Origin of the sequence: Nonlabens agnitus, from assembly GCF_002994045.1 — a bacterium.
In the GTDB taxonomy this organism is placed as follows: Bacteria; Bacteroidota; Bacteroidia; order Flavobacteriales; family Flavobacteriaceae; genus Nonlabens; species Nonlabens agnitus.
This window is the reverse complement of sequence record NZ_MQUC01000003.1, coordinates 1199028-1224921: the sequence shown is the minus strand read 5'-3', so window position 1 is coordinate 1224921 and position 25894 is coordinate 1199028. Positions and strand designations below refer to the sequence as shown.

Below are 25894 nucleotides of genomic sequence, written 5' to 3'. Positions count from 1 at the left end.
CAGACTCAAACAATGGAACTAATACTAAAACAAGATGTAGAGCACCTAGGCTTTACAGACGATGTGGTTACTGTTAAGCCTGGTTATGGCCGTAACTTTTTGATACCTCAAGGAAAAGCTGTAATGGCAACACCTGGAGCAAAAAAGCAACTTGCCGAAACGGTAAAGCAGCGTGCACATAAAGAAGCTTCTAATGTCAAGGCGGCACAATCGCAAGCAGACAAACTAAGCGCTTTGGATCTTAAAATGGCTGTAAAAGCAGGAGAAGGCGACAAGCTTTTCGGTTCTGTAACGACAGCAGATCTTTCTGACGCTCTTGCAAAAGAAGGCATTGAAATAGACAAGAAGTTCATCTCTATCGCTGGTGGTAACATCAAGAGATTGGGACAATATGAAGCAACGGTGCGTTTTCACCGTGAAGTACAGACTTCTTTCACATTTGATGTTGTCGCTACAAAAGGATAACACACAATTGAATTGAATAGAGCCGTTCCAAATTTTGGGACGGCTTTTTTATGACTTGATATGAAGTACAGAAGACTTACTAAAGAACAGCTGGAAGAATTACATCCAGAATTCATCAACTTTCTAGCCACTCAATCTATTGACGCGGCAGAATGGGACAAAATAAAAAAAGATAAGCCTGAAGTAGCTGAAGAAGAGATCGACATATTCTCGGATTTGGTCTGGGAAGGTGTATTAGGCAAGGCCAAGTTTTTGGAACACATAAGTCCGCAAACGATGAATCTCTTTGAACTGCGAGAAAAGGACATGGGCTTGATCTCAATCATCGTGGGCGACAACAAGATTGACATCACCACTGCAACCGGTTACAAATGGCTGCAAAACAATTTGCTGGATGAAGAAGTAAAAATCTTTACGGCAAACAAAACCTACGGCGAGGATCCCAACCTCGACAAATTCAAACTCATCGAATCTGGTGCAGTCATCACAAAAGGTGATTTATTCCGCTATTTTGATGATTTGATGGAAATGGGAAAAGAGAAAAACGGTTTCTAAAATAACCGTTGCTGGCCGTGCGTAAGATCGACTCCTTCCAGCTCCAATAACTTTTTCTTGGCGTTCAATCCACCGGCGTACCCAGTCAATGAACCATCACTACCTATAACTCGGTGGCATGGTATGATGATGGAAATTGCATTGGCACCGTTGGCAGCTGCAACTGCTCGCACATCTTTAGGGGATACATCGTTGTTCAGAACCTGAGGTTGAGTTTGTGATGAAAGATTGTTTTGATTTCGCTTTCGCGAAAGCGAACTATACGAAACCGTTTCTCCATAAGGAATTTGCAGTAGGCTGTCCCACACGCTTTGCTGAAATGGCGTACCACACAATAGCAATGGGATATCAAATTGTGTGCGTTCTTTAAGGAAGTATTGATCCAATTGCTGGATGGCGAGATCTATCAATTCATGATCACCTTCAGTCATGGTAGCGCGACAAAAGGTTTGAATGCGTTGATCGATTTGATCACGCATCTTACGATAGGTCCAATCACATAAGCAAAGTTGATTTTCAAAAACACCCAAAGTAAGTTCGCCCAGAGGAGAACGATATACTTGAGTGATGATCTTACTCATACCTCAATGCCTCGATAGGGTCCAATCTTGACGCCTTGATAGCGGGAATAATACCAGAGAATATGGTGATCACAATGGAAATGATGATGGCCCAAATGATGGCTGTCCACGGTATTTGAAACGGAATTTCAAACCCTGCCGAAACGCCCCAACCTATCAACATCCCTAAAATAATTCCGACAATACTGCCGTACTGGCTTACCAGTAAGGTCTCAATAAAAAATTGCCAGGAAATAGTAGATCTTTTGGCTCCAAGCGCTTTGCGCACGCCTATTTCACGCGTACGTTCCGTTACAGATACCAGCATGATGTTCATCAATGCAATGGAACTACCAAAAATGGTAATCACGCTTATGATAATCGCCGCTGCATTAAGCGCAACGCTTATTTCGTCAACTGATGACATGAGCTCGTCACGCTGTACGATCCCAAAATTATCTTCTTCCAGTGGTGTCAAACCGCGTATGCTGCGCATGAGCAGTGTTGCTTTGTCTCTCGCGGCATCCATAAGTTGCTGGTCGTTTACTTTCACACTAATGTCATAATTGATATTAGGCAAGGTGTAGATGCTGCGCGCAACATTTAATGGTATCAGTACGCGTAAGTCGACGTTGTTTCCAAAGGTGGACCCTTTTTCTTCCAACAATCCTATCACGGTAAATTTGTTACCGCGTATGCTAATGGTTTGACCTATAGGATTCAATCCCTGAAATAAAGCATCTTCCATATCGCTGCCCAATAGAGCGACTCTCGAATTATTTTCAATGTCGCTGGCAGAAAAGCCACGGCCATCCACAATTTTAGTACCGCTGTTATCTATGAAGTGTTCATTAACTCCAGATACGATGACTTTAGGTTTCGTCTTTCGATCCTCGCTTTTTACCTCAGCTTGAGAGGTTGCCTGAAATGAGACGCCAACTTGTGCAGTAGGAAAATCGTAATCACCTTCAAAAGCACGAACATCGCTGTACCCTATAACTGGATTGATCTTGCGTACCTCGCCACCGCCGCTGCGTCGTATCCCTAAAGAATATCGCTGGATGCTAAAGGTGTTGGTTCCTATATCAGAAAAACCATCGCTCAAGGTTCTCTCTAATGCATTGACCGCACTTAGAATACCTACCAACGCTGTAATTCCTATAGCGATGATAAAAACGGTAAGAATAGTGCGCAGCAGTTGACCTTTAATGTTCTGCTGGGCGATGCTTAGGTTTTCCTTAAATAATCCAATCATGCTTAATAGGACTAATGATGAGTTTAAAAGTTACAAATCTAAGACTGGAATTTTTACTTAATACTTATTGTTTTATACAAGTGAGAAATATTTAATGTCTCGTTTGTTATTCGACTGACTGGTTTTATAGTTCAACAATAACCGTCACCATAACTTCAGTTCTATGCTCAAGGTTTTATATTTGCATCTTTATTGCAATTCATGGCACAAAAACCTTCCATACCTAAAGGAACTAGAGATTTTAACCCTACTGAAGTATCTCGTAGAGAATATATCATAAGCACCATCAAGAAGCATTTTCAGACCTACGGATTCATGCCGATTGAGACACCGAGTTTTGAAAATTCTGACACATTGCTGGGTAAATATGGAGAAGAAGGCGACCGCTTGATATTCAAAATTTTGAATAATGGTGAGTATTTGAGTAAAGTGAATAACGATGACCTATCCACAAAGGATGAATCGGTCATCACACCGCAAATAAGCGACCGTGCCTTGCGTTACGACCTGACGGTACCTTTTGCGCGTTATGTGGTACAGCACCAGAATGAGATTGCGTTTCCCTTTAAAAGATACCAAGTCCAGAACGTGTGGCGAGCAGACCGTCCGCAAAAGGGTCGCTTTAGAGAATTCACGCAATGTGATGCCGATGTTGTTGGTAGCGATTCATTGCTACAAGAAGTGGAATTTATCAAACTATTTGATGATGTTTATACCGATCTAGGCTTAGAGGGTTGCACGATCAAAATCAACAATCGTAAGGTTCTTGCCGGTATTGCTCAAATGATGGGAGCAGAAGATAAGCTCATTGATTTTACCGTGGCACTGGACAAGCTTGATAAAATTGGAGCAGATAAGGTGAAGCAGGAAATGCTGGACAAAGGCATTGACCCACAAGCGATAGAAAAACTACAACCTGTTTTTGAACTGGATGGTTCTTTTGAAGAGAAGATCGGTCAGATGAAGAATTTGTTGGCGTCTTCCAACATTGGACTACAAGGAATTGCAGAGTTGGAATTTATAAAGGAAAACCTGGTTGGGTTAGAACTCAAAACCACACATCTGGATCTTGACATCACCCTTGCCAGAGGTCTTAACTATTATACCGGCTGCATTTTTGAAGTGGCGGCTCCAGCAGGAGTGGCTATGGGCAGCATAAGTGGTGGCGGTCGATATGATGACCTTACCGGTATTTTTGGAATGAAGGACATGAGTGGTGTTGGAATCAGCTTTGGGCTGGACCGCATCTATTTGGTCTTGGAAGAACTGAATCTTTTTCCAGAAACCGTTAAAGCAGGCGTGCAGATATTGTTTATCAATTTTGGAGAGGTTGAAGCTAGTTACTGTATGAAATTGATGTTTCGCTTTCGCGAAAGCGGCATCAAAACAGAGCTCTATCCAGACAGCGGGAAAATGAAAAAGCAAATGACTTATGCAGATAAGAATGATATACCATTTGTGATTCTAGCCGGTGAAGACGAGATTAAATCTGGTAAGCTAACGCTTAAGAACATGAAGACCGGTGAGCAAAACCAACTCACTGCCGATGAGCTTATCCAGCGATTTAAGTAAGGCTTATTTCAAAATCACCTTGCGCTGGTAATCTTGCCCATCACTTTTCATAGTGACGATGTAATTACCACTGGCTATGCTCTGACGAGGTAGAATGATCTCCTTGCTGCCCGTTGAAACGTTCCAAGATTTTACTTGTTGTCCCATCATATTGATCAATACCACCTCATCCAACTGAATATTTCCAGGAGTTTTGATATGGATCGCGTCAGTCGCTTGTGGCGTGAACACTAAGATATTATCCTGATCTTCCAACGTCTCGTTACTCAAAGTAGATTTACCATGAAATATGATGGAGAATCTGGTTTTGTATTGACCTCTAAATAAGAAAGGACTTTGAAATTTGCCTTCTCTTAGGTTATGCATTTCGCCGGTAACCGAATCTTTAAGAAATACAGGTTGGTCTGGATCTAGGTTTTCTATGTGATCCAATCCTATTTTGATCGTTCCATGATCACTAAGCTTTACAAATAAAGGCAGTTCTATAGCATCGTTCACAATCCCAATCCCTTGAATGGATAGACGCTCATTTTTTACCCAGAAAGCCATGTCATCCATTTGATCATCAAATTGCAAACCATCATAACCGCGATCATAACCTGTGGTAGCGTTTGGATCAATCGTCAATAATAATTGCCTGTGGATCAAGTTAGGGGAATCAAATCCTATTCTAATTTTTGTACGTTCGTCTGCATGTTGCTGATAAGTGGCTAGCGATGGATTGAAATTACTTCCTGGCGCAGCTTTAAAAACACTATTTCCTGATGCTTCCTTTTCAAAAACGCGCTGGGCATTATTGAACTTGATGGCACCGTCATCTTTAACTATCACAAAAAAACCTTGTGCCACTGGGATATAGCGTCCAGGAAGTTCGGCTTGTTTCCCGTCGTTATTCATTAAGGCATCAGAAGTGCCTATGGTAGGATTAGGAGTGCCACCAGAAAGATTGTACATAGAGTAACCACCTTCATAATTTTCAAGGTTGTGACTCTCACCGCCAACATGCTCCCAAAAATAAATCGTGCCATCCAATAAAGGATTGTCTGCGATGAATTGAGTAGCGTCCATAGCACTAGGGTATGGATTGCCAACTAAATAATCGTTACCAGCATTAGCCGTCAACTCGATAGGGCCGTTGTTGGGTAATCCCATAAATGTATAGTTTTGATCTGTAGAACATCCTGTACCTTTCATGGAATAGGCTTCTCCAGCCTTTAGCTTTCCTGTGTTACCTACAAATTGCCAGTTGGCATAGGTTCCTGAGGGTAGATTGGCATATTTGTGTATCCATTTTGAAGATACGGTTGCTGCCTGGCTTTCGGTTGCTGGTGCACCATCTGAGTCGGTTGGATTCGTAAAGTTTAATGGTTTAGGTGCCGCTGGGTCGGTCCCATCCATCATAACGGCAGATAGGTCAAAACCACCATTGATCTCGTTAACACCAGTATAGCTCACCGGTGAGCTCCAGTAGTTGTAATTGTATTTGTTTCCAGTGCCTTGTTGATCACGTTCAATTTTCCCTGTACTGGATGGATCTAATTCACTACCAGCAGTCTGAATAAGTTGGGATTCATTTTCAAGATCTAAGGTTCCATTAAGTTGCAGAAATCCAGTAATGGTTAGGGCTTGATCATTTTGAATTTTGATGGTGTTAGCTTTAAGTTGTAATGCCAAAAGTTCAGTCTCCTCAGAAACGATAATATCATGATAACTGTTCACAATATTCCAAGTAACACGAACTTGCTCCCCATTCATGATTCTAAAAGATCCAGGTGCGTGGATAGTACTTTGAGCATCCCAAATATCACTGGCATTCCAGTTTCCATTTTGAACAGAAACATAGGGTAGTGGTGCACTTTGATTGTTTGTCGTGAAGCTTGAATGTTGAGCGTCTAAAGTGGCAGCGCTCACAGAGAGATCTGTTGCGATTCCATTATTAAAGGTTAAGTAGGTAATCAAGCTGTTCCAGGGTAAAGCACTGGTGTTATTTGAAGACGTTTTGATGATGGCGCCAGCGAGCATATCATTTTCATTAACTAGCTCCTGATTCATGAAGAAGCGTATTTGCTCTACAGTAAGAGCTCTGTCAAAAACACGAACCTCATCAATAGATCCTTTAAAATGTTGCGGAGTTGATGAATTTGTCGCACCTATGATTAAGGGTAGGTTTTGAGATTGATCCGTCAAATTAGAGGATTGAACAGAGTCCAAAATACCATCTATGTGAATCTTCAAACTGCCATCAGTATAAGTAAGAGTGATCTGGCGCCACACGTCATAACTCAAGAAGTGATTTGAAATCATTTGAGTGGCTGCGCCTTCCTTATAAAAAGTCACTTGGATTTTATTGCTTTCATTAAGCTGGATGTTCCAACCGTTATTTTGATCGCCTTTGGAAATGATGGTTTGAACGGCACTGCTTTGATCGCTGCTCGTATTTATCCATGTAGATATGGTAAAGGCTTCACCAAATGATATGTCATTTTGCAGAATGACTTGATCTGTGCTGCCATTAAGCGAAATGCTACCCATAGATGTGAGAATCGTTGGATTAGCAAATGCAAAACTATTAGATAGTACTATTATCAATGTTGAGATAAAGGAATTAATTTTTAGCATATCTAGTAATTTTTAGGACACAACTAATATATCACAGTTAATCGTTAAAATATGCATTATAACATTTTAATAGTTTTTAAACGATATATAAATGCATTTAAACATATTATCGATTAATTAATAACGAATATTTGTTCGCATAAGCGTATAATGTAAAAATAGATATAAAGGTTTTAACGGTTGTTTCGCTTTCGCGAAAGCGAAATTTTAATGGTATCTACAACAAAACATTTACCTTTATTAAAAATTCTAGAGTGAAGAAAAACAAGGTCACCTTAAGTATACTTGCCGAAAAGCTCGGACTGTCTATCTCTACGATTTCAAAATCCCTGAAGAATAGTAACGAGATAAGTGAAGAGACTAAACAACTGGTAGTCAACACGGCCAGGAAGATGGGATACAAAGGAACGGTTGAGCATCCCAAAGCCCATAAGATTATTGCTGTGGTCATTCCAGATGTGGTCAACGGCTTTTTTGCCCAGGTGCTTACAGGTATCGAACAAATGGCAGCCGAGAATGATTACAAGATCCTGACGTGCCTTACTGGAGACTCTACTGAGAAAGAAGCCTCTTTTATAGAAAGCCTTCTCAACAACACTATTGATGGTTTTATAGTTGCCGTGGCAGAGGAATCCCAGGTCGCTTCCAACTACAGTCACTTTCAAAAAGTACTGGATCGTAAAATCCCTATGGTGATGTTTGATCGTGTGGTGGACGAGCTTGAATGCGATAAAATCACTAACGATGATTTACTTTCAGGAATCAGAGCAGTACAGTTTCTAGTTGAAAAAAGAGACAAGCAATTGTGCATGATAAGCACCATAAGTCAATTAAGTGTTGGTAAATTAAGAGAAGAAGGAATTAGAAGACAAGTGGCGCAACACGAAGATGTACTGTTGAATGTCATTACTAATGTGGATGAAAAACAACTTGATGCACGTATTGAGGATGCCTTAAAATACGATGGTATCGACGCCATCATCGCCTTAGATCAAATGGCTGGTATTATTGCGCTTAATAAAGCAAAAGAATTGGGTGTCAATATTCCAAATGATCTACAGATCATTTGCTATTCTAATGTAGTCACCTCAGAATACTCGTTCCCTAAAATGACTGTTGTGGATCAACATGCAGTAGAAATGGGAAATAAGACCTTTACAAGATTGCGCAACTTGATCAACAACCTTGAAGATATCAAGGTGACTAGAGTGCATACCCTAAAGACCTCGCTGCTAGAAAGAGGAACCACTAGAAAATAAAAAAACCCTTCAAATTTGAAGGGTTTTTTCGTAGCGTGAGGCGGGCACGATCCGCCGACCTCAGCATTATGAGTGCTGCGCTCTAACCAGCTGAGCTACCACGCCATTTTCACTTAAACCGCTGATTGCTTAAGCGGCTGCAAATATAACTTTAATTTATATTGTAGACCAAACCCAATCGAGCAAAAATTTTAATTCAATAAATTTTCAAGACTTAATAGGTTTACGTTATATTGCCGCTCAAAGTTTAACACCCATGCAAGAGCCTATAAAATTTGAGTTGGAATTTCTCGTTCAAGTATCTCCCAGTTTATTATACCAATACTTTGCTACACCATCTGGAATGTCCGAATGGTTTGCAGATAACGTGAACAGTCGCGGTGAATACTTTAGATTCATTTGGGATGGCCAGGAAGAGAAGGCAAAAATCATTAAGAGAATAGGCGAGGAGCGCGCTAGATTTCAATGGGATTATGATGAAGATACTAAGAAGTATTTTGAATTCCGTATTGAGGTAGATGAAATCACAAAGGATGTATCATTGATGATCACAGATTTTGGTGATGATGAGGACGAGGTTGAGGAGCAAAAAATGTTTTGGGAAAACCAAGTGAGCGAACTCAAAAAAGTACTGGGATCACGATAGTGAGCCTTTTATAAAGATTAAATTTGTGCCCTGTAAATCAGGGCATTTTTTATGATATTACTTAACGATCAATTAGTAGAAAACGAACAGGCGCACATTGCCTATAACAATCGTGGTACTTATTATGGTGATGGGGTTTTTGAGACCATGCGCTGCTATAAGGGGATTGCTATTTTCTATGAATCACATTATTTTAGACTTATGTCAAGCATGCGCATCTTGCGTATGGAGATTCCCGATTCATTTACCCCAGAATTTTTTGAAGAACAAATCAAAGAGTTGCACGAGGCCAATGAATTGAATTCTGACCATACTAGAATTCGTATTACAGTATGGCGAAATCAAGGCGGACTGTACACTCCAACAGATTCCACCGTATCTTATAGCATGGAGGTAAGTTCACTTTCTCATGTTTTTGAACACATCGCAACCAATGAAGTAGAGCTGTTCAAGGACCATTTGTTGCCGCTTGGAATGCTGGGAACTCTCAAAACGGCTACCAAAACCGTCAACATACTTGCCGGAATTTACAAGACAGAGAACGATTATGATGATATGCTACTGCTCAACCAAAATAAAATGGTTGTCGAATCTATCTCGGGTAATTTGTTTTTAAGATCTGGAAATATCATTAAAACGCCACCTATTACAGACGGTTGTTTGAATGGTATCATGAGAGGCCAAGTGATTGCGCAATTGAAACGAATGCTCAACTATCAGGTTGTAGAAGAAAGCATTACTCCTTTTGAATTGCAAAGAGCAGATGAGATGTTTTCTACTAATGTGATCCAGGGAATCAAATCTATTAGTAAGTATCGTAAGAAAGAATATGAAACCAGCGCGGCTGATGAGTTGCGCGAGTTTTTTAATCAAAAACTTTTCAGTTAAGATTAATTGTAACTAGGGTTTTCTGGGGCATTGGACCAGATTTCATAGCCATTTCCCAAATCACGCATCTTTATTTTCCAGATATCATGAATTTCATCAGATAATACGACCGCACTGTCTTCATTATCTGTAACGACCCAGCTTTTAGAGTCTAATTCCTGTTGTAGTTGATCTCGTTCCCAACCTGAATAGCCCAAAAAGAATTTAATTTCATTCGAGGCAATCTTGTTCTGATTGATTAGTGCGCTAACCGTTTGAAAATCGCCACCCCAATAGATACCGTCTTCTATATGGTGAGAATCTGGAATAAGTTCTGGGACTCGATGTAAAAAATAGAGATTGTCTGTACTTACTGGGCCACCATCATACACTTCAAACTCTTCTTGAATTTCAGGAACCAATTCATTAAGAGTATAGTCCAATGGTTTGTTGATGATAAACCCCACAATTCCTTCATTATTGAACTCAGTTAAGAGAACAACAGATCTAGAAAATGAAGCATCGCCAATAATACTGGGTTCAGATATCAATAGTTTGCCTCGGTTGGGTGCAAGAGTTTTCATAGTGTGGTGGCTATGATTAAACTTAATAAAATAAATCTGTTTATTAACAAATCATTATAATTTATTTTAAATAGATGTCTTAAAAAGAAAAACCCATCCAGCTGTAGCGGGATGGGTTTCAAATTCGTAAGAATGGGAATTAGTTTACAGCTTTCTGTAAATCGCTTCCTGCTTTGAATTTCACTACTTTTTTAGCAGCGATCTTGATGGTTTTACCAGTCTGTGGGTTTCTTCCTTCACGTGCAGCTCTTTTAGAAACTGAGAATGATCCGAAACCTACTAGAGAAACACGGTCACCTTTTTTAAGGGACTTTTCTACGTTACCTAGAAAAGATTCTAATGCTTTTTTTGCAGCTGCTTTAGAAATGCCAGCAGATTCTGCCATTCCTTCGATTAAATCTGTTTTGTTCATAATTGAATTTAAATTAATGTTGGTTAAACTAAAACGTGAAACAAATTTATACGGATTATGCTACCACACAAGGAATACTGCAAGAAATGAGAAAAAATGTTGATAAACCTAAACAATTGTTAATAAGTATGAAGCATACGTACCATTTTATCGCGAGGCCTTGTCAAATCTAGCATTGGCGGTAAATTGATACCCGTTAAGTAAATCGGCTGTCTTCATTCTTTTTTTGTTGGGAAATTGAAGCTCTTTTAGTTCTACCATATTTTCCACACATGCCACCAAAAGTTTTCCATCTTCGATGACAATACTACCAGGTATCATTTCATGAATTTTATCAACAACCTCGGTTTTAAATATCTTGACGGTTTGAGTAGTGTCGTCTTTTAGGACCGCTTTTGCTACTGGAAAAGGGTTTAGGCCTCTAACCATGGCATCCACAGCCGTTGCAGTAATATTAAAGGCAATAGTTGTGTTGGCTGCATCTAGCTTGGGAGCCTCTTTGAGCTCTTCAGCATCTTTTTGTATAGTGGTAGTTACATTGCCTGTTGCGATATCGTTTACCGTTTTTAAGCTCAGCGCAGCGCCTAGCTCCATAAGCTTCATGTAAAGTGTTCCTACGGTTTCTCTTTGTTCTATAGGACACTTTAGTTGATCGATGATGGCACCAGTATCAATTTTTTCATCAATAAAAAAAGTAGTCACGCCTGTTTCCTTTTCATTGTTTATGATAGCCCAATTGATGGGAGCAGCGCCTCGATATTGAGGTAGTAAACTAGCATGAAGATTAAAGGTTCCTAAAGGCGGCATTGCCCAGACCACCTCTGGTAACATACGGAAGGCGACAACCACTTGTAAATCTGCCTTAAGCTCTTTTAATTGTTCTGTAAACTCGGTTGACTTGAGATTAGTGGGCTGCAATAGGTGCAATTGATTTTCTAATGCATACTTCTTCACGTCACTTTGATGAAGTTGTCTGCCACGTCCCGCAGGTTTATCTGGAGCGGTCACCACGCCCACGATTTCATGTTCTGACTCGTTGAGAGTCTTGAGAATACCGGTGGCAAACTCTGGTGTTCCAAAGAATATGATTTTTAGTTTTTTACTCATTGATGTGGTATTTATTGTCCGGAGTAATTTTGATCTTCTTTTGCTCCAGTAAATGTTTAATGTGATAAGTTAATTGATCGGTAGGTATTGCTGCCTTATTTCTGATCTCCTCAAAATTCATGGGTTCTTTCAAAAATTCCAAAAGATCGAGTTCATTGAAAGTGGTTTTTGAACTCCTACCAGGTCGACAATTGGAACAGGAACCGCAAGGCGCACCTGATGGTTCATCAAAATACTCCAAAATGAAATTCTGTAAGCAAAGGTCGCGCTCCTGTACCAGTTGCATCATCGCATCCAGCTTTTTTTTCTTAATCTCATTTTGCTTTTTAAGCAGTCCGGCAAAACGGTTGATCGTGCGATCGTTTTCTCTGGGAACCAGAAAAAATACCTGGGTATCTGCTTGGGCTAGTTGGGCGTCAATGGCCTCAAGTTGCGCCATTTTCTCAAGGACTTGTACCACTTCCTTTTCGGTAGTGTTGCTGCGCATCGCAATAAGTCCCAGATTGATATGGATCTCTTGTTGCTGGCTGCCGCTGTAGGTTCTCAAAATTGCCTGCATGACGCTACCAGCAAGCTGATTGTTTCTTGTGTGGTTGATGATGGTGTTTGCGCTTTCGCGAAAGCGAATACTCGACCGTCTTTCTCCATGTTGATGCATCTTCAACACATCATATCGATCCAGGACCTGCAAGGCATTGAAACAAGATATGGCATTGAAGTCATGATTCTTGCAAAATTCTGAAAACGAAAATTGGTGTTGCGTCTCCATACCTTCGTTAATAGGTATTTGAAGGTGATTGCACAGTGCTCTATAGACTTGTTTGACCAAAGCCACGCTGGGCAATCCTTTTATGAATTGATTGTGAGCATGATTGAGATCATTGATATTATAGATGAATTGCGCTATGCTGGGTTGACCATCGCGACCAGCACGACCGGTTTCCTGATAATAACTCTCGATGCTGTCTGGCAGTTGCAGGTGGACAATGGTGCGCACATCTGGTTTGTCAATTCCCATTCCAAAGGCATTGGTCGCGACCATGACTTGTTTCTGGCCTAGCATCCATTCTTTCATGGAGGCGTCTCGGCTACGCGCATCCAGACCACCATGGTAATACTGGGATGTAACGTTTTGCTGTTCTAGATATGCAGCATATTCTAGACAGTTTTTTCTACTGCGCACGTAGGTGATGGAGCTGCCATTGTATTTTTTGTAAAAGGAAGCTATGGCGACTCTTTTGTTAGGCGTGTCGAGAATCCTGTAGGTAATATTATCCCTTTTGAAACTGTTTTTGAAAACCTGGGTATTTGGTATTTCAAGATTGTTGAGAATGTCTTCTTGAACTTGAGCGGTTGCCGTCGCGGTTAAAGCAATGATAGGAACCTCAGGTTTTAAAGCTGTGACCGTAGAGATCTGTCGATATGCTGGCCTAAAATCGTGTCCCCATTCACTTATGCAATGCGCTTCATCCACAGCAAAAAGGTTGACGTTCATCATTTTGATACGCTGCTGTACCAGTGGATGCTGCAGTCGCTCTGGACTCAAATACAGGAATTTATAGACATTTTTCCCATCGCTGTCAATGGCATGTATAGCATTGTCCAGCATATCATCCAGGTCTTTGATGCGCACCGATCCGGTTATGCCTATGGCCTTCACTCCGCGTTTTTTGAGTTGAGCGACTTGATCTTTAATTAAAGCAACCAGAGGTGAGATTACGATGCATATACCGTCCAACTGGATGGCTGGCACTTGATAGCAAAGAGACTTGCCACCACCGGTAGGTAGTAAGACGAGACTGTTGTTTCCCTTTAAAACATTGGAAATAACTTTTTCCTGTAGCGGTAAAAAATCAGGATGACCAAAAACGTCTTGTAATATTTGCTTTGACTTTTCAATCAATGCTAACATGTTTTAGAATGAATTCCAATCGTTTTTCAACACTGGTCTTAGGCACCTCAATAATTTCATATTTAAGGTCTTGATAATAATGGGCTAGAATGGAACCTATGGTTACTGCTTGATCATAACTTTCATAGCGTTCATTATCGCTTTGATAGATCTCTTTCCATGGTGGCAGGTAGAACACTGCATCATATTGATATTTCTCAGAGGCATCTTGATAAGACTCTGGAATAGGATCGTCGGTGAATTTATGATAAGCCGGTACATCTGGAATGCCGCGATCATAAAAGTTGATACCGCTGGAAGCGCTTTCAAATTGTTCAATGCGACCTTTAAGTAATTCATTACTAAACGCCATAGGATCTTCCAGAAACAGCTGATCAATTCCTTGTTCCTGTGCTCGTTGCGTTACCATTCTAGAGATCTCGTGGTGTACTGTATAACCAGCTTGTTCAATCGCATGGATTAACGTGGTTTTTCCAGAACCTGGACCACCTATCAACAAGATTCTTTTTATCTTTTCCATAAACTACAAATTAAGCAAATCTCCAGTTAGCAGTAGCGCTATCCTATTATTATATTTGCATTTCTTATCACTGTTATGAACGACCCAAAGTCAGAAGAATTCTACGAAAAACTCAGATTACAACTAGCAGATACAAGCTTATGGCCTTCTAAATATCTCTATAAGTTCATCGTACCATCGCAGCAATCCAAAATTGTTGAGATTGAACAAATCTTTGACAACATGGGCGCCGTCATCAATACGAAAGAATCCAGTAAAGGCAAATACACGAGCTTGTCTATTTTAGTCAAAATGAAGAACCCAGAGCACGTGATCCAGAAGTATAAGGAAGTGGCGACAGTAGATGGAGTGATTTCCCTATAAGATAGTATTCTTCTATTTACATTAATTTTTTGTTTGAATTAGTGCTTTTTGCTTATTTTGCAGCACTTCACAATACCAATTACAGTCCATTTTGATATCATCATTAGAGTACAACACAGAGCGTAACCAGCTCAACATACCTGAATACGGTCGTCACATACAAAAACTAGTCGAGCACTGCAAAACCTTGGAAACTAAGGAAGAGCGCAATCGCATGGCTAACGCGATCATAGGTGTCATGGGAAATTTGAATCCGCATTTGAGAGATGTGGCAGATTTCCAGCACAAGCTATGGGATCAGTTTTTTATCATAGCAAACTTTGATCTGGACGTAGATTCACCATATCCTTTGCCTAAAAGGGAAGATCTTGAGGCGCATCCACCTAGAATGCCTTATCCACAAAAGAAGCCAAGATATCGTTTCTATGGAAACAACATCCAGAGCATGATCGATGTGGCAAGCTCATGGGAAAAAGGAGAAAAGCGCGAGGCGCTTACGTTTATCATTGCTAATCACATGAAGAAGTCCTTTCTTAATTGGAATAAGGATTCAGTAGATGATGCCGTGATTTTTAAACACCTGTTTGAATTAAGTGACGGAAAAATCAATCTTGCGGCCAAGGATGAAGATCTTTTGGAATCCAAGGATTTGATCTACCGTAATACCAACACAAAACGTCACAATAATAATAACAACAACAATCGAAACCGCTCCAAAAAAGGCGGACGCAGCAATAATAACAATAGACGTAGACGTAACTAATACAAGTTACGCTTAGATCTGACCTATAATTACTTGTTGTTCTCTAGGCTTGCCTACGAGAGGTCGGCAATTGGTATCGACCATTCACGTATCCTTTTCAACAAGGCCATTTCTTATTCAACATAGAAAATATTCTTCTGTTGATTACTTATGAATACTTCTCCATAAAAATAAAAGATCTGATTATCCAGATGTCTATTTTTAAATTTTAAACCTATTTGTTTTCATGGGAACATTCATTATAGAAGGCGGTCACGCGCTTAAAGGAGATATTCAACCACAAGGAGCTAAAAATGAAGCGCTACAAATTTTATGTGCGGTTCTATTAACAGCAAATCCTGTCACCATCAACAATGTTCCTGATATCATTGATGTCAATAAATTGATTGACTTGTTAAGTCATTTAGGCGTTAAAGTCACAAAAAACTCCAGTTCATCCTACACTTTTCAAGCAGACAATGTAGATCTGGATTTCCTGCAATCTGAAGAATACAAAATATTGGGTCGTGGATTACGCGGTTCCATCATGCTGGTTGGTCCTTTATTGGCACGTTTTGGTAAAGGCTTTATTCCTAGACCTGGTGGCGATAAAATAGGTCGCCGCCGATTGGACACTCATTTTGAAGGTTTCATCAAATTAGGAGCAAAGTTCAGGTACAACCGTGAAGAGTATTTTTATGGAGTAGAGGCAGATCAGCTTCAAGGTACACACATGCTGCTTGATGAGGCATCAGTTACAGGGACCGCAAATATTGTGATGGCTGCCGTCATGGCAAAGGGAATTACCACTATCTACAACGCTGCTTGTGAACCTTATCTACAGCAATTGTGTAAAATGTTGGTGCGTATGGGCGCAAAAATATCTGGTATAGGTTCCAACTTATTGACCATTGAAGGAGTTGACAAATTAGGTGGTACAGAACACCGCATTTTACCAGATATGATCGAGATAGGTAGCTGGATAGGACTAGCTGCTATGACTAAAAGTGAAGTGACGATCAAGAACGTCGCATATGACGAGCTGGGTTTGATCCCATCTACCTTTCGCAAATTGGGTATAACCATAGAGCGTCGTGGCGATGATATCTATATTCCTGCACACACAGATGGTTATGAGATCCAGAACTACATTGATGGTTCTATATTGACCATAAGCGATGCACCATGGCCTGGATTTACACCAGATCTTTTGAGCATTGTGCTAGTTGTTGCCACACAGGCTCGTGGTAGCGTTTTGATACATCAAAAAATGTTTGAAAGCCGCCTGTTCTTTGTAGATAAACTCATAGACATGGGTGCCAAAATCATACTTTGTGACCCGCATCGTGCGAGTGTGATAGGCCACGATTTCCAGTCCAGTTTAAAGGCTACGACCATGACGTCTCCAGACATACGCGCAGGTATCTCTCTACTCATTGCAGCATTGAGTGCAAAGGGGACCAGCACGATTCACAACATAGAGCAGATCGATCGTGGTTATCAAAATATTGATGCCAGGCTCAAGCGCATAGGAGCTCATATCCAGCGAGTGAACTAGTTATTTGTAAAGTGGCTTGAAGACAAGTTCGCTTTCGCGAAAGCGATATTTTCAAGGTCCACATGCAACTATTGGTCTATTCTCGTGTCAGATAGATTAGAAAATTTTCTGCCAAATTCAAGTTAGGCAAGGATTTTGTTATTTTAGTTGTATGAAACTACGATGTTTATGTATCGTTTTGCTTTTGGGATCTTTTGCGATAGCGCAGGAGACGCCTAGAAGTTCTACAGTTAAAGTCAATCCTGTGGAGCGCAAGGTAGAAACACCAGAAGAAACTGGCTCTTTGTTGTTTCCTAAAAAGGAAGAGGCCATCACTCCATTTTTTTCTAGAACCAAAGCTCGTCCAGAAGTAAGTATGCGCACTGACACTGATCTATTAGATCCTGGTGTACAATTTGCAAAACCCAAGTTTAAAAAGGATCTTGGGAACAGTATAGGTTTTGTGAGTGATACCTTTTTAGGAGAGATCAAGACAGGTGAGAATGTATTAACCATGGTGTGCCGTGACCATCAATATGAGGATGGTGATCTGGTCAGAGTCTGGTTGGACGACAAGATTTTAGTAGAGCAGATTTACTTGCGTAATATCTTTCAAGGATTTGATATCAATCTAAAGGAAGGATTCAATAAGCTGGAAATCGAGGCATTAAATCAAGGTTCTTCAGGTCCCAACACTGCCGAATTCAAGGTGATGGATAAAGAAGGTAATGTCATTTCTAAAAATGTCTGGAACCTAGCCTCTGGAGTTAAAGCTACAATGATCGTTATCAAGAAATAGCATCTCTTAACGTATTGTCATCAAGTTCCATCACTTCACCACTTTTCATTGTACCTATTTCGTAAATCCCTATTCTTACTCTTACAAGGCGTAGTGTGGGAAAACCTACGGCGCTCGTCATTTTACGCACTTGCCTAAATTTTCCTTCGTTTAAGGTGAGCGAAATCCAACTTGTAGGGCCGTGCCTTTCATCTCTTATTTTTTGCTTTGTTTCTGGCAGGTTAGGAACAGTTTCAAGTTTTTTCACATCACAAGTATCAGTTACATAGGGTTTGGCATTTGATGTGATCTCTACACCACTGGCGAGCATTTTTGAAGCTTTCTCTGTGATTACTCCATCTACTTGAGCGTAATATTGTTTAGTAAAGGTCTTGGATCTGTTGATGTTATTACTCAGCTGTCCATCAGTGGTTATAATTAATAAGCCTTCACTGGTTTCATCCAATCTTCCAACAGCCATACAGCCATTCGGGAAATCATAAAGTTCTCCTAGAAACCTTTTCTTTTTTTGATGGCGATCATTGGAAATAAACTGGCTGACCATTTTAAATGGTTTGTAGATCAAAAAATGTCGGTGCTCCATAAAGCTTGACTAAAAACTTGACTCTTTTGCTAAATAAAAAGCGCTTTAATGTTCTCGAGTAAAGCGCTTCATTTTATGATAAAATTATTTAGTCTAAATGATAGATCTCCATAATGTCTTTCAAGATAGACTTGAAGTCGATTTTTAAGTCAATCAACTTGCCAGATTCAAGATCAAAAACCCAACCGTGAACCGTGATGTTACGATTCTTTACTGCGATCTGTACATCACTGGTCTTAAGAACATTAATACACTGCTCTTGAACGTTTAATTCCACTAGTCTTTTGTACCTAGCTTCTTCATCTTCTATGGCGTTAAGCTCATCTTTATGAGTACGGTATACATCACGTATGTTGCGCAAATAAGGATTCAATATTCCTAAATCCTGCGATTGCATGGCTGCTTTTACACCACCACAACCATAGTGTCCACAAACAATTACATGGTCTACCTTAAGATGGGTCACCGCATAATTGATCACGCCCATGGCAGTAAGATCTAGATTTGAAGCCATATTGGCGATGTTTCTGTGAACAAATATTTCGCCAGGTCCCATTCCCATGATCTCTTCAGCGGTGGCTCTACTGTCAGAACATCCTATGTAAAGGATTTCTGGACTTTGACCAGAAGCCAATTTATCAAAGTACTGTGCATCTTCATCTAGCTTTGATTGGATCCATTGCTTATTATTTTCGAAAATTTGATCTAGGTTTTTCATGGGAAATTTAATTTGTTCTAAAATACCACTAACCACTAACTATTCAAATCCAAGAAGGATGTTTTTTGAAGTGATATTATAAACGCAAAAAAAAACGGTAAGCTGATTAGGCTTACCGTTTTAAGATGATTCTAGCTGATTCTATTTGAGAAAATCCAATAAAATTTTATGCAATTGCTCCTGATGAGTCAAGTACAAACCGTGCGGTGCTCCTTCTATGATTTCCAATCTGGAATCTTTAACCAATTTATGTCCTTGTTCTGATGTAGGTTTTGAGGGTACAATCTCATCGGCATCACCGTGAATGAATAGGGTAGGAATGTCAATTGATTTTAAAGCATCTCTTAAGTCTGTTTTACCAAAAGCGTCAATACAGTCTAATGTACCTTTAGGAGAAGCGGAAACGGCAATATTAAAGTTATAATCCATTTGACCTTCAGAAACTTTGTCTTTATTGTCATCGTAGTTTACAAAGTTCTTTCCAAACTCTTTCAAGAAACCTGCTCGATCATTCTTGACGTTTTCTTTCATGCCCTCAAATACTTTTTCGGGCACTCCATCTGGATTATCATCTGTTTTGAGCATAAATGGAGCGATAGAGCTTATAAATACTAATTTCTTCAAATTGCTGGTTCCATATTTTTCAACAAATTTTCCCAGTTCGCCACCGCCCATAGAAAACCCTACGAGCGTTACATTATTGAGGCTCAATTTGGTGATGATGTCATGCACGTCCTGTGACATGGTGCTATAATTATAATTTTGATAAGGTCTGGAAGATTTTCCAAAACCACGGCGATCGTAAGTAATGACTCTATAACCAGCTTCAATCAATACAGGTACTTGATATTCCCACATATTGCCGCTCAATGGCCAGCCGTGGCTCAATATAATGGGATCACCTGACCCATAGTCTTCATAATAGATGGATACGTTAGCTTCTGATGTTCCGGTTGTTTTTTCTAGGTATGGCATATTTTAATTTTTTATTTAAGATACGATCCATGGTAGGCGACTTCTGATAAAATGATGTGAATTTGCGTTTTATTTGGAAATTGAACACCATCAAAAAAGCCGCAAACATGATGTTTGCGGCTTTGATTTTTAGCGAGGGATTTCTACAACTCCGTACTTCCTTTTCCTTCTCTTATCAAAGTAGGTTCTGATGTGGTTAAATCAATAACAGTAGAACCCACATTACCACCAGCGCCACCATCGATGACAAAATCGACTAATTTGTCCCATTTCTCATGGATCAAACTAGGGTCTGTGGTGTATTCAAGGACTTCATCCTCATCTTTGATGGAAGTCGATATAATTGGATTGCCCAATGCTCTTACAAGCCCTATAGCAATGTTGTTATCTGGTACGCGTATACCTACTGTTTTCTTCTTTTTAAAGATTCCGGGCAAATTGTTATTTCCTGGCAAAACAAAAGTATAGGGACCAGGAAGGTTACGTTTTAATATTTTAAATGTGCCAGAATCGATTTGACTGGTGTATTCACTCAAGTTGCTCAAATCCTCACAAATAAAGGAAAAGTTGGCCTTCTCAGATTTCACGCCTTTAAGCTGTGCGATTTTTTCAATCGCAGCCTTATTGGTAATATCACAGCCTAGACCATATACTGTGTCTGTTGGATAAATGACCAGTGCACCTTCACGCATTGCCTTAGCAATACGTTTCAATTGTTTTTGGTCGGTTTTCTCTTCGTAAAGTTTGATTAGCTCTGCCATGTTATGATCGGTTTAGAATGAAGTCAAGAGGTATATAAAGCACACTCGCAATGAGTATAAAAACCGCAATTTTTATCATTATTGAAGTTTGATCTTTTGGTTCTGCAGGGACTTTGTGATATTCATGCTTACCATCTTTACGCAACTTTATGGCCACCGTATCCTTATGGTCATTAAAGAGATTGATGCCGTAAATGATGATGGCTACTATAATAGCAATCACAACAAATTCTGACATGCCACTCATGATAAGTTGAATCATAATTGAGATTTATTAATCGGCGCGTTCTACTTCACTTTCTAGTTTAAGAACGGCGCTACCGTCTTCTTGTTTGATATAAAGGGCCTTATTTCCTTCCTCACCGTCTCTAGTCACTTCATTTCCCTCAATGGTTCTAGTCACTTTTTTGGTAAATGTAGATTCCACCGTACCTTCTGCAGTACCGTTACCCCATTCCCATTTTACTTTAGTTCCTTCCTTAATCATAGTTTTTTCTTTTAAAGATAATAGAAGTTCGCTTTCGCGAAAGCGAAATAACATCAACTTAACCTTTTAATTTCATCCTGAAAAGATGCTTTAAGTAGTGTGTTTGACTAAATCCACTTAAGGAATTTCTTGACCAGCGAGATGCTCTTATTATATGGTGGATACTTCAACGAAATATCCAACCAAGTGCCGCGATGCACCACGCTTTTATAATGGCTGAAGGTTTCAAAAGTTTTCTTTCCATGATAACTGCCTATGCCGCTGGTGCCAACACCACCAAAGGGTAATCTTTCGTTCAAAAACTGAACCATACTGTCGTTCACGGCGCCACCACCAAATGAAAAACGTTCTATAAACCAATCTGTAAAATCACTATCGCCCGCATAAACGTAAGCGCCTAACGGCTTGTCATAACTCGTGATCCATCGCTCTAGGTCACTCTTGTCCTTGTAACTTATGATGGGCAAAATAGGGCCGAAGATTTCATCTTTCATCACTTTGCTTTTGCGTGCTGGCTCGTCCAGTAGTGTAGGTGCGATGTACAATTCAGACTTATCATTATCGCCGCCATAGAGTATGGTCCCATCATCGATCATTTCTTTAAGTGCATCAAAATGAGCGTCTCTTATGATACGCGGGTAATCTGTGCTCTCTTGCGGATTCTCACCAAAGAACTCCACAATCGCTGCCTTGAGTTGTTCCACAAACTTCGCTTTAACGGTATGGTGAACGAGCAGATAGTCAGGAGCGATGCAGGTTTGACCGGTATTGAGAAACTTTGCCCAGGCAATTCTTTTGGCACACACTTCAAGATTGGCACTATCATGAACAACGGCAGGATTTTTACCGCCTAGTTCCAGTGTTACTGGAGTTAAATGCTTTGCAGCAGCCTGATAAATCTTTTTGCCTACGCCAGGACTTCCTGTAAAAAAGATATAATCCCAAGATAGCGAGGTGAGTTCTTGTGCGATCTCGCCATCGCCTAAAACCACATTCACATGTCCAGATTCAAAGCTTTCTTCACATATTCGTTTAAGCAAATCACTGGTTGCGCTGGAAAATTCGCTAGGTTTCAAAACCACTGTGTTTCCTGCCGCAATTGCACCTATTAAAGGTGCAAGTGCCAGCTGGAAAGGATAATTCCATGGTGAGATGATCAATGTATTGCCATAGGGTTCTGGATAGCGTCTCGCCTTAGATGGGAAGTTGAGTAGGGCTGCGCTCACTTTTTTGGGTCGAGACCACGTTCTGGTCTTTTTGATATAAGTATCCAATTCGCCCATCACTACCTGAAACTCTGTTACAAAAGCTTCAAATTCGCTCTTGCCCAAATCCTGTTTTAAGGCTTTATAAACCTCGTTTTCATTCTTCTCAAGAACAGATTTGAGCTTTTTTAAAGCCTGGATACGATACGAGACATCAAAGGTTTTACGGGTTCTAAATAAATCAGATTGTTGTTGATGTACTTGGGCTGGCGTCATAAATTCTTTTCTATAGCTTTCCAGATGGGATCGTGTGAAGGAACCGGTGCTGTGATGTGGACCGGTTCCTTTCTTACTGGATGTATGAAAGATAAGAATCTTGCGTGTAAATGGATGCTTCCATCTTTGTTACTGCGTCTGGCACCATACTTTAAATCTCCTTTAATGACATGGCCTATTTTACTAAGCTGCGACCTGATTTGATGATGCCTACCCGTTTCTAGGGTCACTTCTAATAAACTATAGTTGTCCAGCCTGTGCAGTAATTTGTAATGAAGAGTAGCTTTTTTTGAATTAGGGACCTCGTGATCATGAGCATAGCTCTTATTTTGCTTGGGATTGCGCAGCAAATAATGCGTCAAAGACTGACGTTCTTGACTTACATGACCTTCAACTACGGCCCAATAGATTTTTTTGGTGTCGTGGTCGGCAAAGAGCTTATTCATTCTGGTAAGAGCCTTTGACGTTCTTGCAAAAATAACGGCTCCAGACGTAGGCCTATCCAGTCGATGAGTAACGCCTAAATAGACGGCTCCAGGTTTGTCGTATTTGACCGCAATGTAATCTTTGATAATATCGGGCAGGATCACGTCACCGGTTTTATCGCCTTGGACCAGATCGCCAGAGTTTTTGTTGACGGCAATCAAATGATTGTCCTCAAATAGTATACGTTGTGGGTCTAATTTATTCAAACTAGATTTTTACGATAGATACGGCGGCGCTTATGCAGCACAGGATCATAATCCTTCCATAAGGCTTGTACAGCTACATTGTCTTCCAATTCTGGATTAGTCTCACACAATCCAATGCCATAATCCATAAAGTTTTGGGTCACGTTGCGAAACATCATCGCTGTAACGCCTTTACCTTGAAGCTTAGGGTGAATACCTATCAAATAGAAAGCAGCGCGATTGTTCTTCTTTTTAGCTTTTAATAGGTGAAGGATACCAAAAGGAAAAAGCTTTCCATTTGCTTTTTGCAAAGCTTCAGAAAATGAAGGCATGGTGATGGCAAATGCGACCAGCTTTCCTTCTTCATCCACCACACATTCCAGAAAATCAGGATTGATGATGGGTAGATACTTCTCTTTATACAAATCTATTTGATATTGCTGTATAGGAACGAAAGTGACCAATTTCGAATAGGTCTGATTCAGCAACTCAAACATTGCATCTACATAAGGCTCCACTTCCTTGATGTTCTTGAACTTTAAGGTCGTGAGTTTATATCGTTTTGCTACAAGGTCTGCAAACTTGTGGAAACGCTCTGGAATAGGGTTGGGTGGTACAAACTTATATTCTACCCATTCAGCACTTTTTGAGTAGCCCAATTGCTCCATATGTTCCTTATAATAAGGATGATTGTACCAGGTGATCATGGTCGCCAGTTCATCATATCCTTTAACCAGCATGCCGGCCTTGTCCATAAGAGTGAACCCTACAGGACCTTCAGCATACTCAAGGTCGTGTTCTTTTCCTATTTGGTGCACTTCATTCAAAAGAGCCTTGGTCACTTCGATATCGTCTATCATGTCCAACCAACCAAAACGCATCTTAGGCTTGTGTTGCTCATTGACTTCCAGGTGATTGATAATCGCAGCGATGCGTCCTACTATTTCGCTTTCGCGAAAAGCGAGAAACAACCAGCAGTCTGCATTTTTAAACACTTTGTTTTTATCGGGATCAAAAGTTTCCATCTCGTCCTTGATAATGGGCGGAACGAAGTATGGATTGTTCTTGTAAAGCTCCATGGGGAACTTCACAAACTTTTTAATATCCTTTTTACTGGAGATACGTTTAACGGTAATACTCATGAATGATGGTTAGGGAAATTACTGTTGTATTACGGGATCCTTATGACGGTCGATTCTATAGCTCATGCCCACGTTGATTTGAAAAAGGCTAGGAGTATCCTTGAAATTAACGGCTGCACTGGCGTCTAGCTGCCAGTGGTCATTGATCAAATAAGCGCCACCGGCGCGAGCAATATCGTCACTATAAAAATCTGAAATGATGGTTTGAAACTCTCCAAAAGCGGCCCACTTATTATTGATGCTGTGTGTCAACGTAAAAATACCACCGTAAGCTGGGAAATCAGTCCCAATGCGGTCTGCAATAAAGTTCCCTACAAATACCCAACGGCCAAAGTTGTTTTGGGTAATCAACTCTGCTCTAGGTGAAAAGGTCGCATTATCTGGTGGTAATAAACTGTTGGGATCTGCCAGGTCAATATTAGCACCTGCAAAAACCGATATTGCAGGAACCAAGTCGCGCCATTTAAGTCTGCGGTTATCATGATAACTGTAGAGATTCACTTTGCGCTCACCCCATTTTTTTAGCGGATCCAAAATGAGATATTTTGCACCCAACGTGCTGCGGGAGAAATTAGAAAATTTGTTTTCCTGTGTACCAAAACCTTGATTGATCGTCTCGTTTACATTTTCAAAGGCTCCAAAATAGGAGATTTCCAGCTCTTCCCATAAGAGACCATAGCGCAATTGAAAAGCAAGACCGGTTATATCGCGTTCATAATTAAGTAAGCTATGTTCTTCACTGCGATAAAAAGCAGAACCTTCTACTTGAATGACATTCACACCTACTGCAAAGGCACCTTGTGATTGTCCAGGATTGTTGGTATTGATGGTTTCTGTATATTGGCCCAACACCGCAAACGGAATCATGAACATTCCAAGTAGAAAAGGAACGATTGTTTTGTTAGTTAGCATAGTGTATAATGTGAACCAAATTTAAGATTTATTAAAGAGTCTCAAATAGGTAGCACCGTAATTTTATGGCAAAGCTTTAAAACTTGAAATTACTACAGGCTATTCTAATTATCGTGGGCGTTTATCTTGCCGTACGATTGATCGTGAGAATGTATGGCAAATCCATTTTAAAATGGGCAGGTAAGAAAGCCATGGATCGAGTTCAACGCCAGTTTGAGCAACGTCAGAACGATTCTTCCTATCAAAACACTGCCAAGGAAGGCGAGACCATCATCAATAACAGTAATTCTACCTCAAGAACGCATACCCAACCATCCAAGAAAACGGTAGGTGAGTACGTCGACTATGAAGAAATTGACTAATTTTCGGTTTCTAACGATCATAGTTTAT

General features: G+C 40.2%; 29 protein-coding genes and 1 tRNA gene. 11 read left to right on the top strand and 19 right to left on the bottom strand.

Annotated elements, in window-relative coordinates:
• The first annotated feature begins 12 nt into the window (after positions 1–12).
• Together rplI and BST86_RS05680 are read left to right on the top strand one after the other, a co-directional pair.
• A complete protein-coding gene (gene rplI, locus BST86_RS05685) occupies positions 13–465 on the top strand; it encodes a 50S ribosomal protein L9 (RefSeq protein WP_105982418.1) in 453 nt (150 codons plus the stop codon).
• Positions 466–525: 60 nt separating this feature from the next.
• Entirely contained in the window at positions 526–1020 is a 495-nt protein-coding gene (locus tag BST86_RS05680; RefSeq protein ID WP_055412887.1) for a DUF6495 family protein, read from the top strand.
• On the opposite strand, the gene BST86_RS05675 is transcribed toward BST86_RS05680, so the two are convergent.
• Together BST86_RS05675 and BST86_RS05670 are read right to left on the bottom strand one after the other, a co-directional pair.
• Positions 1017–1601 (bottom strand): methylated-DNA--[protein]-cysteine S-methyltransferase, encoded by a 585-nt coding sequence (locus tag BST86_RS05675; protein WP_105982417.1) that lies wholly within the window; start codon positions 1599–1601, stop codon positions 1017–1019. The genes BST86_RS05680 and BST86_RS05675 overlap by 4 nt on opposite strands.
• The gene (locus BST86_RS05670; protein ID WP_105982416.1) at positions 1594–2835 is read right to left on the bottom strand and encodes an ABC transporter permease; all 1242 of its coding nucleotides are present in this window, start codon (positions 2833–2835) and stop codon (positions 1594–1596) included. Before BST86_RS05670 ends, BST86_RS05675 begins: the two co-directional genes overlap by 8 nt.
• Before the next feature lie 201 nt (positions 2836–3036).
• On the opposite strand from BST86_RS05670, the gene hisS reads away from it, so the two are divergent.
• A complete protein-coding gene (hisS, locus tag BST86_RS05665) occupies positions 3037–4407 on the top strand; it encodes a histidine--tRNA ligase (protein ID WP_105982415.1) in 1371 nt (456 codons plus the stop codon).
• A 3-nt stretch (positions 4408–4410) separates the two neighbouring features.
• Here hisS and BST86_RS05660 read toward each other — a convergent pair whose 3' ends face one another.
• Entirely contained in the window at positions 4411–7026 is a 2616-nt protein-coding gene (locus BST86_RS05660; RefSeq protein ID WP_105982414.1) for a LamG-like jellyroll fold domain-containing protein, read from the bottom strand.
• A gap of 254 nt (positions 7027–7280) precedes the next feature.
• Between BST86_RS05660 and BST86_RS05655 the strand changes: the two genes are divergently transcribed.
• On the top strand, positions 7281–8285 hold the full coding sequence (locus tag BST86_RS05655; RefSeq protein ID WP_105982413.1) for a LacI family DNA-binding transcriptional regulator: 1005 nt from the start codon (positions 7281–7283) through the stop codon (positions 8283–8285).
• A 31-nt stretch (positions 8286–8316) separates the two neighbouring features.
• Here the strand turns inward: BST86_RS05655 and BST86_RS05650 are convergent.
• Positions 8317–8390, bottom strand: a tRNA-Met gene (locus tag BST86_RS05650).
• Positions 8391–8541: 151 nt separating this feature from the next.
• Between BST86_RS05650 and BST86_RS05645 the strand changes: the two genes are divergently transcribed.
• Positions 8542–8931, top strand: a complete 390-nt coding sequence (locus BST86_RS05645) for an START-like domain-containing protein (RefSeq protein ID WP_055412880.1) — start codon at positions 8542–8544, stop codon at positions 8929–8931.
• Positions 8932–8982: 51 nt separating this feature from the next.
• The gene (locus BST86_RS05640) at positions 8983–9819 is read left to right on the top strand and encodes an aminotransferase class IV (protein ID WP_105982412.1); all 837 of its coding nucleotides are present in this window, start codon (positions 8983–8985) and stop codon (positions 9817–9819) included.
• Between the two features lie 2 nt (positions 9820–9821).
• On the opposite strand, the gene BST86_RS05635 is transcribed toward BST86_RS05640, so the two are convergent.
• From BST86_RS05635 to BST86_RS05615, 5 genes are all read right to left on the bottom strand, one after another.
• A complete protein-coding gene (locus BST86_RS05635) occupies positions 9822–10382 on the bottom strand; it encodes a YqgE/AlgH family protein (protein WP_055412878.1) in 561 nt (186 codons plus the stop codon).
• A gap of 139 nt (positions 10383–10521) precedes the next feature.
• A complete protein-coding gene (locus BST86_RS05630) occupies positions 10522–10794 on the bottom strand; it encodes an HU family DNA-binding protein (protein ID WP_041496960.1) in 273 nt (90 codons plus the stop codon).
• 147 nt (positions 10795–10941) lie between these two features.
• A complete protein-coding gene (fmt, locus tag BST86_RS05625) occupies positions 10942–11901 on the bottom strand; it encodes a methionyl-tRNA formyltransferase (protein WP_105982411.1) in 960 nt (319 codons plus the stop codon).
• The gene (locus BST86_RS05620; protein ID WP_242446471.1) at positions 11894–13813 is read right to left on the bottom strand and encodes a RecQ family ATP-dependent DNA helicase; all 1920 of its coding nucleotides are present in this window, start codon (positions 13811–13813) and stop codon (positions 11894–11896) included. Before BST86_RS05620 ends, fmt begins: the two co-directional genes overlap by 8 nt.
• Complete coding sequence (locus tag BST86_RS05615) at positions 13797–14333, bottom strand: AAA family ATPase (RefSeq protein ID WP_105982410.1); 537 nt, start codon at positions 14331–14333, stop codon at positions 13797–13799. Before BST86_RS05615 ends, BST86_RS05620 begins: the two co-directional genes overlap by 17 nt.
• A 75-nt stretch (positions 14334–14408) precedes the next feature.
• On the opposite strand from BST86_RS05615, the gene BST86_RS05610 reads away from it, so the two are divergent.
• From BST86_RS05610 to BST86_RS05595, 4 genes are all read left to right on the top strand, one after another.
• Positions 14409–14696 carry a DUF493 family protein gene (locus tag BST86_RS05610; protein ID WP_105982409.1) on the top strand — a complete coding sequence of 96 codons (288 nt, stop codon included), beginning with the start codon at positions 14409–14411 and terminating at the stop codon, positions 14694–14696.
• 91 nt (positions 14697–14787) lie between these two features.
• Positions 14788–15459 (top strand): DUF4290 domain-containing protein, encoded by a 672-nt coding sequence (locus BST86_RS05605; RefSeq protein WP_105982408.1) that lies wholly within the window; start codon positions 14788–14790, stop codon positions 15457–15459.
• Between the two features lie 226 nt (positions 15460–15685).
• A complete protein-coding gene (gene murA, locus BST86_RS05600; protein WP_105982407.1) occupies positions 15686–16996 on the top strand; it encodes a UDP-N-acetylglucosamine 1-carboxyvinyltransferase in 1311 nt (436 codons plus the stop codon).
• Between the two features lie 151 nt (positions 16997–17147).
• The gene (locus BST86_RS05595) at positions 17148–17774 is read left to right on the top strand and encodes a hypothetical protein (protein WP_146126718.1); all 627 of its coding nucleotides are present in this window, start codon (positions 17148–17150) and stop codon (positions 17772–17774) included.
• Here the strand turns inward: BST86_RS05595 and BST86_RS05590 are convergent.
• The 10 genes from BST86_RS05590 to BST86_RS05545 form a co-directional block, all read right to left on the bottom strand.
• Complete coding sequence (locus BST86_RS05590) at positions 17764–18357, bottom strand: pseudouridine synthase (RefSeq protein WP_105982406.1); 594 nt, start codon at positions 18355–18357, stop codon at positions 17764–17766. The two genes, BST86_RS05595 and BST86_RS05590, sit on opposite strands and share 11 nt — an antisense overlap.
• Positions 18358–18445: 88 nt before the next feature.
• Positions 18446–19075: a carbonic anhydrase gene (locus BST86_RS05585; RefSeq protein WP_055413744.1), complete on the bottom strand. Its 630-nt coding sequence runs from the start codon at positions 19073–19075 to the stop codon at positions 18446–18448.
• Positions 19076–19216: 141 nt separating this feature from the next.
• Positions 19217–20050 (bottom strand): alpha/beta fold hydrolase, encoded by an 834-nt coding sequence (locus tag BST86_RS05580; protein ID WP_105982405.1) that lies wholly within the window; start codon positions 20048–20050, stop codon positions 19217–19219.
• A gap of 143 nt (positions 20051–20193) precedes the next feature.
• On the bottom strand, positions 20194–20811 hold the full coding sequence (locus tag BST86_RS05575) for an L-threonylcarbamoyladenylate synthase (protein WP_105981499.1): 618 nt from the start codon (positions 20809–20811) through the stop codon (positions 20194–20196).
• Between the two features lies 1 nt (position 20812).
• Positions 20813–21073 (bottom strand): hypothetical protein, encoded by a 261-nt coding sequence (locus BST86_RS05570; protein ID WP_105981498.1) that lies wholly within the window; start codon positions 21071–21073, stop codon positions 20813–20815.
• A gap of 12 nt (positions 21074–21085) precedes the next feature.
• Positions 21086–21298: a hypervirulence associated TUDOR domain-containing protein gene (locus tag BST86_RS05565; protein ID WP_055413743.1), complete on the bottom strand. Its 213-nt coding sequence runs from the start codon at positions 21296–21298 to the stop codon at positions 21086–21088.
• A 107-nt stretch (positions 21299–21405) separates the two neighbouring features.
• Entirely contained in the window at positions 21406–22779 is a 1374-nt protein-coding gene (locus tag BST86_RS05560; RefSeq protein WP_105981497.1) for an aldehyde dehydrogenase, read from the bottom strand.
• Positions 22776–23471, bottom strand: coding sequence for an RluA family pseudouridine synthase (locus BST86_RS05555; protein WP_105981496.1), 696 nt, complete (start codon positions 23469–23471; stop codon positions 22776–22778). Before BST86_RS05555 ends, BST86_RS05560 begins: the two co-directional genes overlap by 4 nt.
• Positions 23468–24592, bottom strand: a complete 1125-nt coding sequence (locus BST86_RS05550; protein WP_105981495.1) for a GTP cyclohydrolase — start codon at positions 24590–24592, stop codon at positions 23468–23470. The genes BST86_RS05555 and BST86_RS05550 overlap by 4 nt, the downstream gene beginning before the upstream one ends.
• 18 nt (positions 24593–24610) lie before the next feature.
• The gene (locus BST86_RS05545; RefSeq protein WP_242446419.1) at positions 24611–25504 is read right to left on the bottom strand and encodes a transporter; all 894 of its coding nucleotides are present in this window, start codon (positions 25502–25504) and stop codon (positions 24611–24613) included.
• A gap of 83 nt (positions 25505–25587) precedes the next feature.
• Between BST86_RS05545 and BST86_RS05540 the strand changes: the two genes are divergently transcribed.
• Entirely contained in the window at positions 25588–25866 is a 279-nt protein-coding gene (locus tag BST86_RS05540; RefSeq protein ID WP_105981494.1) for a DUF4834 family protein, read from the top strand.
• Positions 25867–25894: the final 28 nt, after the last annotated feature.

What these genes read in the sequence shown, in the direction of transcription:
- BST86_RS05670 (WP_105982416.1), bottom strand. Translation starts at nt 2,835, where the DNA reads ATGATTGGATTATTTAAGGAAAACCTAAGCATCGCCCAGCAGAACATT.
- BST86_RS05545 (WP_242446419.1), bottom strand. Translation starts at nt 25,504, where the DNA reads ATGCTAACTAACAAAACAATCGTTCCTTTTCTACTTGGAATGTTCATG.
- hisS (WP_105982415.1), top strand. Translation starts at nt 3,037, where the DNA reads ATGGCACAAAAACCTTCCATACCTAAAGGAACTAGAGATTTTAACCCT.
- BST86_RS05595 (WP_146126718.1), top strand. Translation starts at nt 17,148, where the DNA reads ATGAAACTACGATGTTTATGTATCGTTTTGCTTTTGGGATCTTTTGCG.
- BST86_RS05615 (WP_105982410.1), bottom strand. Translation starts at nt 14,333, where the DNA reads ATGGAAAAGATAAAAAGAATCTTGTTGATAGGTGGTCCAGGTTCTGGA.
- BST86_RS05640 (WP_105982412.1), top strand. Translation starts at nt 8,983, where the DNA reads ATGATATTACTTAACGATCAATTAGTAGAAAACGAACAGGCGCACATT.
- BST86_RS05565 (WP_055413743.1), bottom strand. Translation starts at nt 21,298, where the DNA reads ATGATTAAGGAAGGAACTAAAGTAAAATGGGAATGGGGTAACGGTACT.
- BST86_RS05630 (WP_041496960.1), bottom strand. Translation starts at nt 10,794, where the DNA reads ATGAACAAAACAGATTTAATCGAAGGAATGGCAGAATCTGCTGGCATT.
- BST86_RS05635 (WP_055412878.1), bottom strand. Translation starts at nt 10,382, where the DNA reads ATGAAAACTCTTGCACCCAACCGAGGCAAACTATTGATATCTGAACCC.
- BST86_RS05675 (WP_105982417.1), bottom strand. Translation starts at nt 1,601, where the DNA reads ATGAGTAAGATCATCACTCAAGTATATCGTTCTCCTCTGGGCGAACTT.
- BST86_RS05660 (WP_105982414.1), bottom strand. Translation starts at nt 7,026, where the DNA reads ATGCTAAAAATTAATTCCTTTATCTCAACATTGATAATAGTACTATCT.
- BST86_RS05580 (WP_105982405.1), bottom strand. Translation starts at nt 20,050, where the DNA reads ATGCCATACCTAGAAAAAACAACCGGAACATCAGAAGCTAACGTATCC.
- BST86_RS05570 (WP_105981498.1), bottom strand. Translation starts at nt 21,073, where the DNA reads ATGATTCAACTTATCATGAGTGGCATGTCAGAATTTGTTGTGATTGCT.
- BST86_RS05550 (WP_105981495.1), bottom strand. Translation starts at nt 24,592, where the DNA reads ATGAGTATTACCGTTAAACGTATCTCCAGTAAAAAGGATATTAAAAAG.
- BST86_RS05585 (WP_055413744.1), bottom strand. Translation starts at nt 19,075, where the DNA reads ATGAAAAACCTAGATCAAATTTTCGAAAATAATAAGCAATGGATCCAA.
- fmt (WP_105982411.1), bottom strand. Translation starts at nt 11,901, where the DNA reads ATGAGTAAAAAACTAAAAATCATATTCTTTGGAACACCAGAGTTTGCC.
- BST86_RS05610 (WP_105982409.1), top strand. Translation starts at nt 14,409, where the DNA reads ATGAACGACCCAAAGTCAGAAGAATTCTACGAAAAACTCAGATTACAA.
- BST86_RS05575 (WP_105981499.1), bottom strand. Translation starts at nt 20,811, where the DNA reads ATGGCAGAGCTAATCAAACTTTACGAAGAGAAAACCGACCAAAAACAA.
- BST86_RS05590 (WP_105982406.1), bottom strand. Translation starts at nt 18,357, where the DNA reads ATGGAGCACCGACATTTTTTGATCTACAAACCATTTAAAATGGTCAGC.
- BST86_RS05680 (WP_055412887.1), top strand. Translation starts at nt 526, where the DNA reads ATGAAGTACAGAAGACTTACTAAAGAACAGCTGGAAGAATTACATCCA.
- BST86_RS05645 (WP_055412880.1), top strand. Translation starts at nt 8,542, where the DNA reads ATGCAAGAGCCTATAAAATTTGAGTTGGAATTTCTCGTTCAAGTATCT.
- rplI (WP_105982418.1), top strand. Translation starts at nt 13, where the DNA reads ATGGAACTAATACTAAAACAAGATGTAGAGCACCTAGGCTTTACAGAC.
- BST86_RS05620 (WP_242446471.1), bottom strand. Translation starts at nt 13,813, where the DNA reads ATGTTAGCATTGATTGAAAAGTCAAAGCAAATATTACAAGACGTTTTT.
- murA (WP_105982407.1), top strand. Translation starts at nt 15,686, where the DNA reads ATGGGAACATTCATTATAGAAGGCGGTCACGCGCTTAAAGGAGATATT.
- BST86_RS05560 (WP_105981497.1), bottom strand. Translation starts at nt 22,779, where the DNA reads ATGACGCCAGCCCAAGTACATCAACAACAATCTGATTTATTTAGAACC.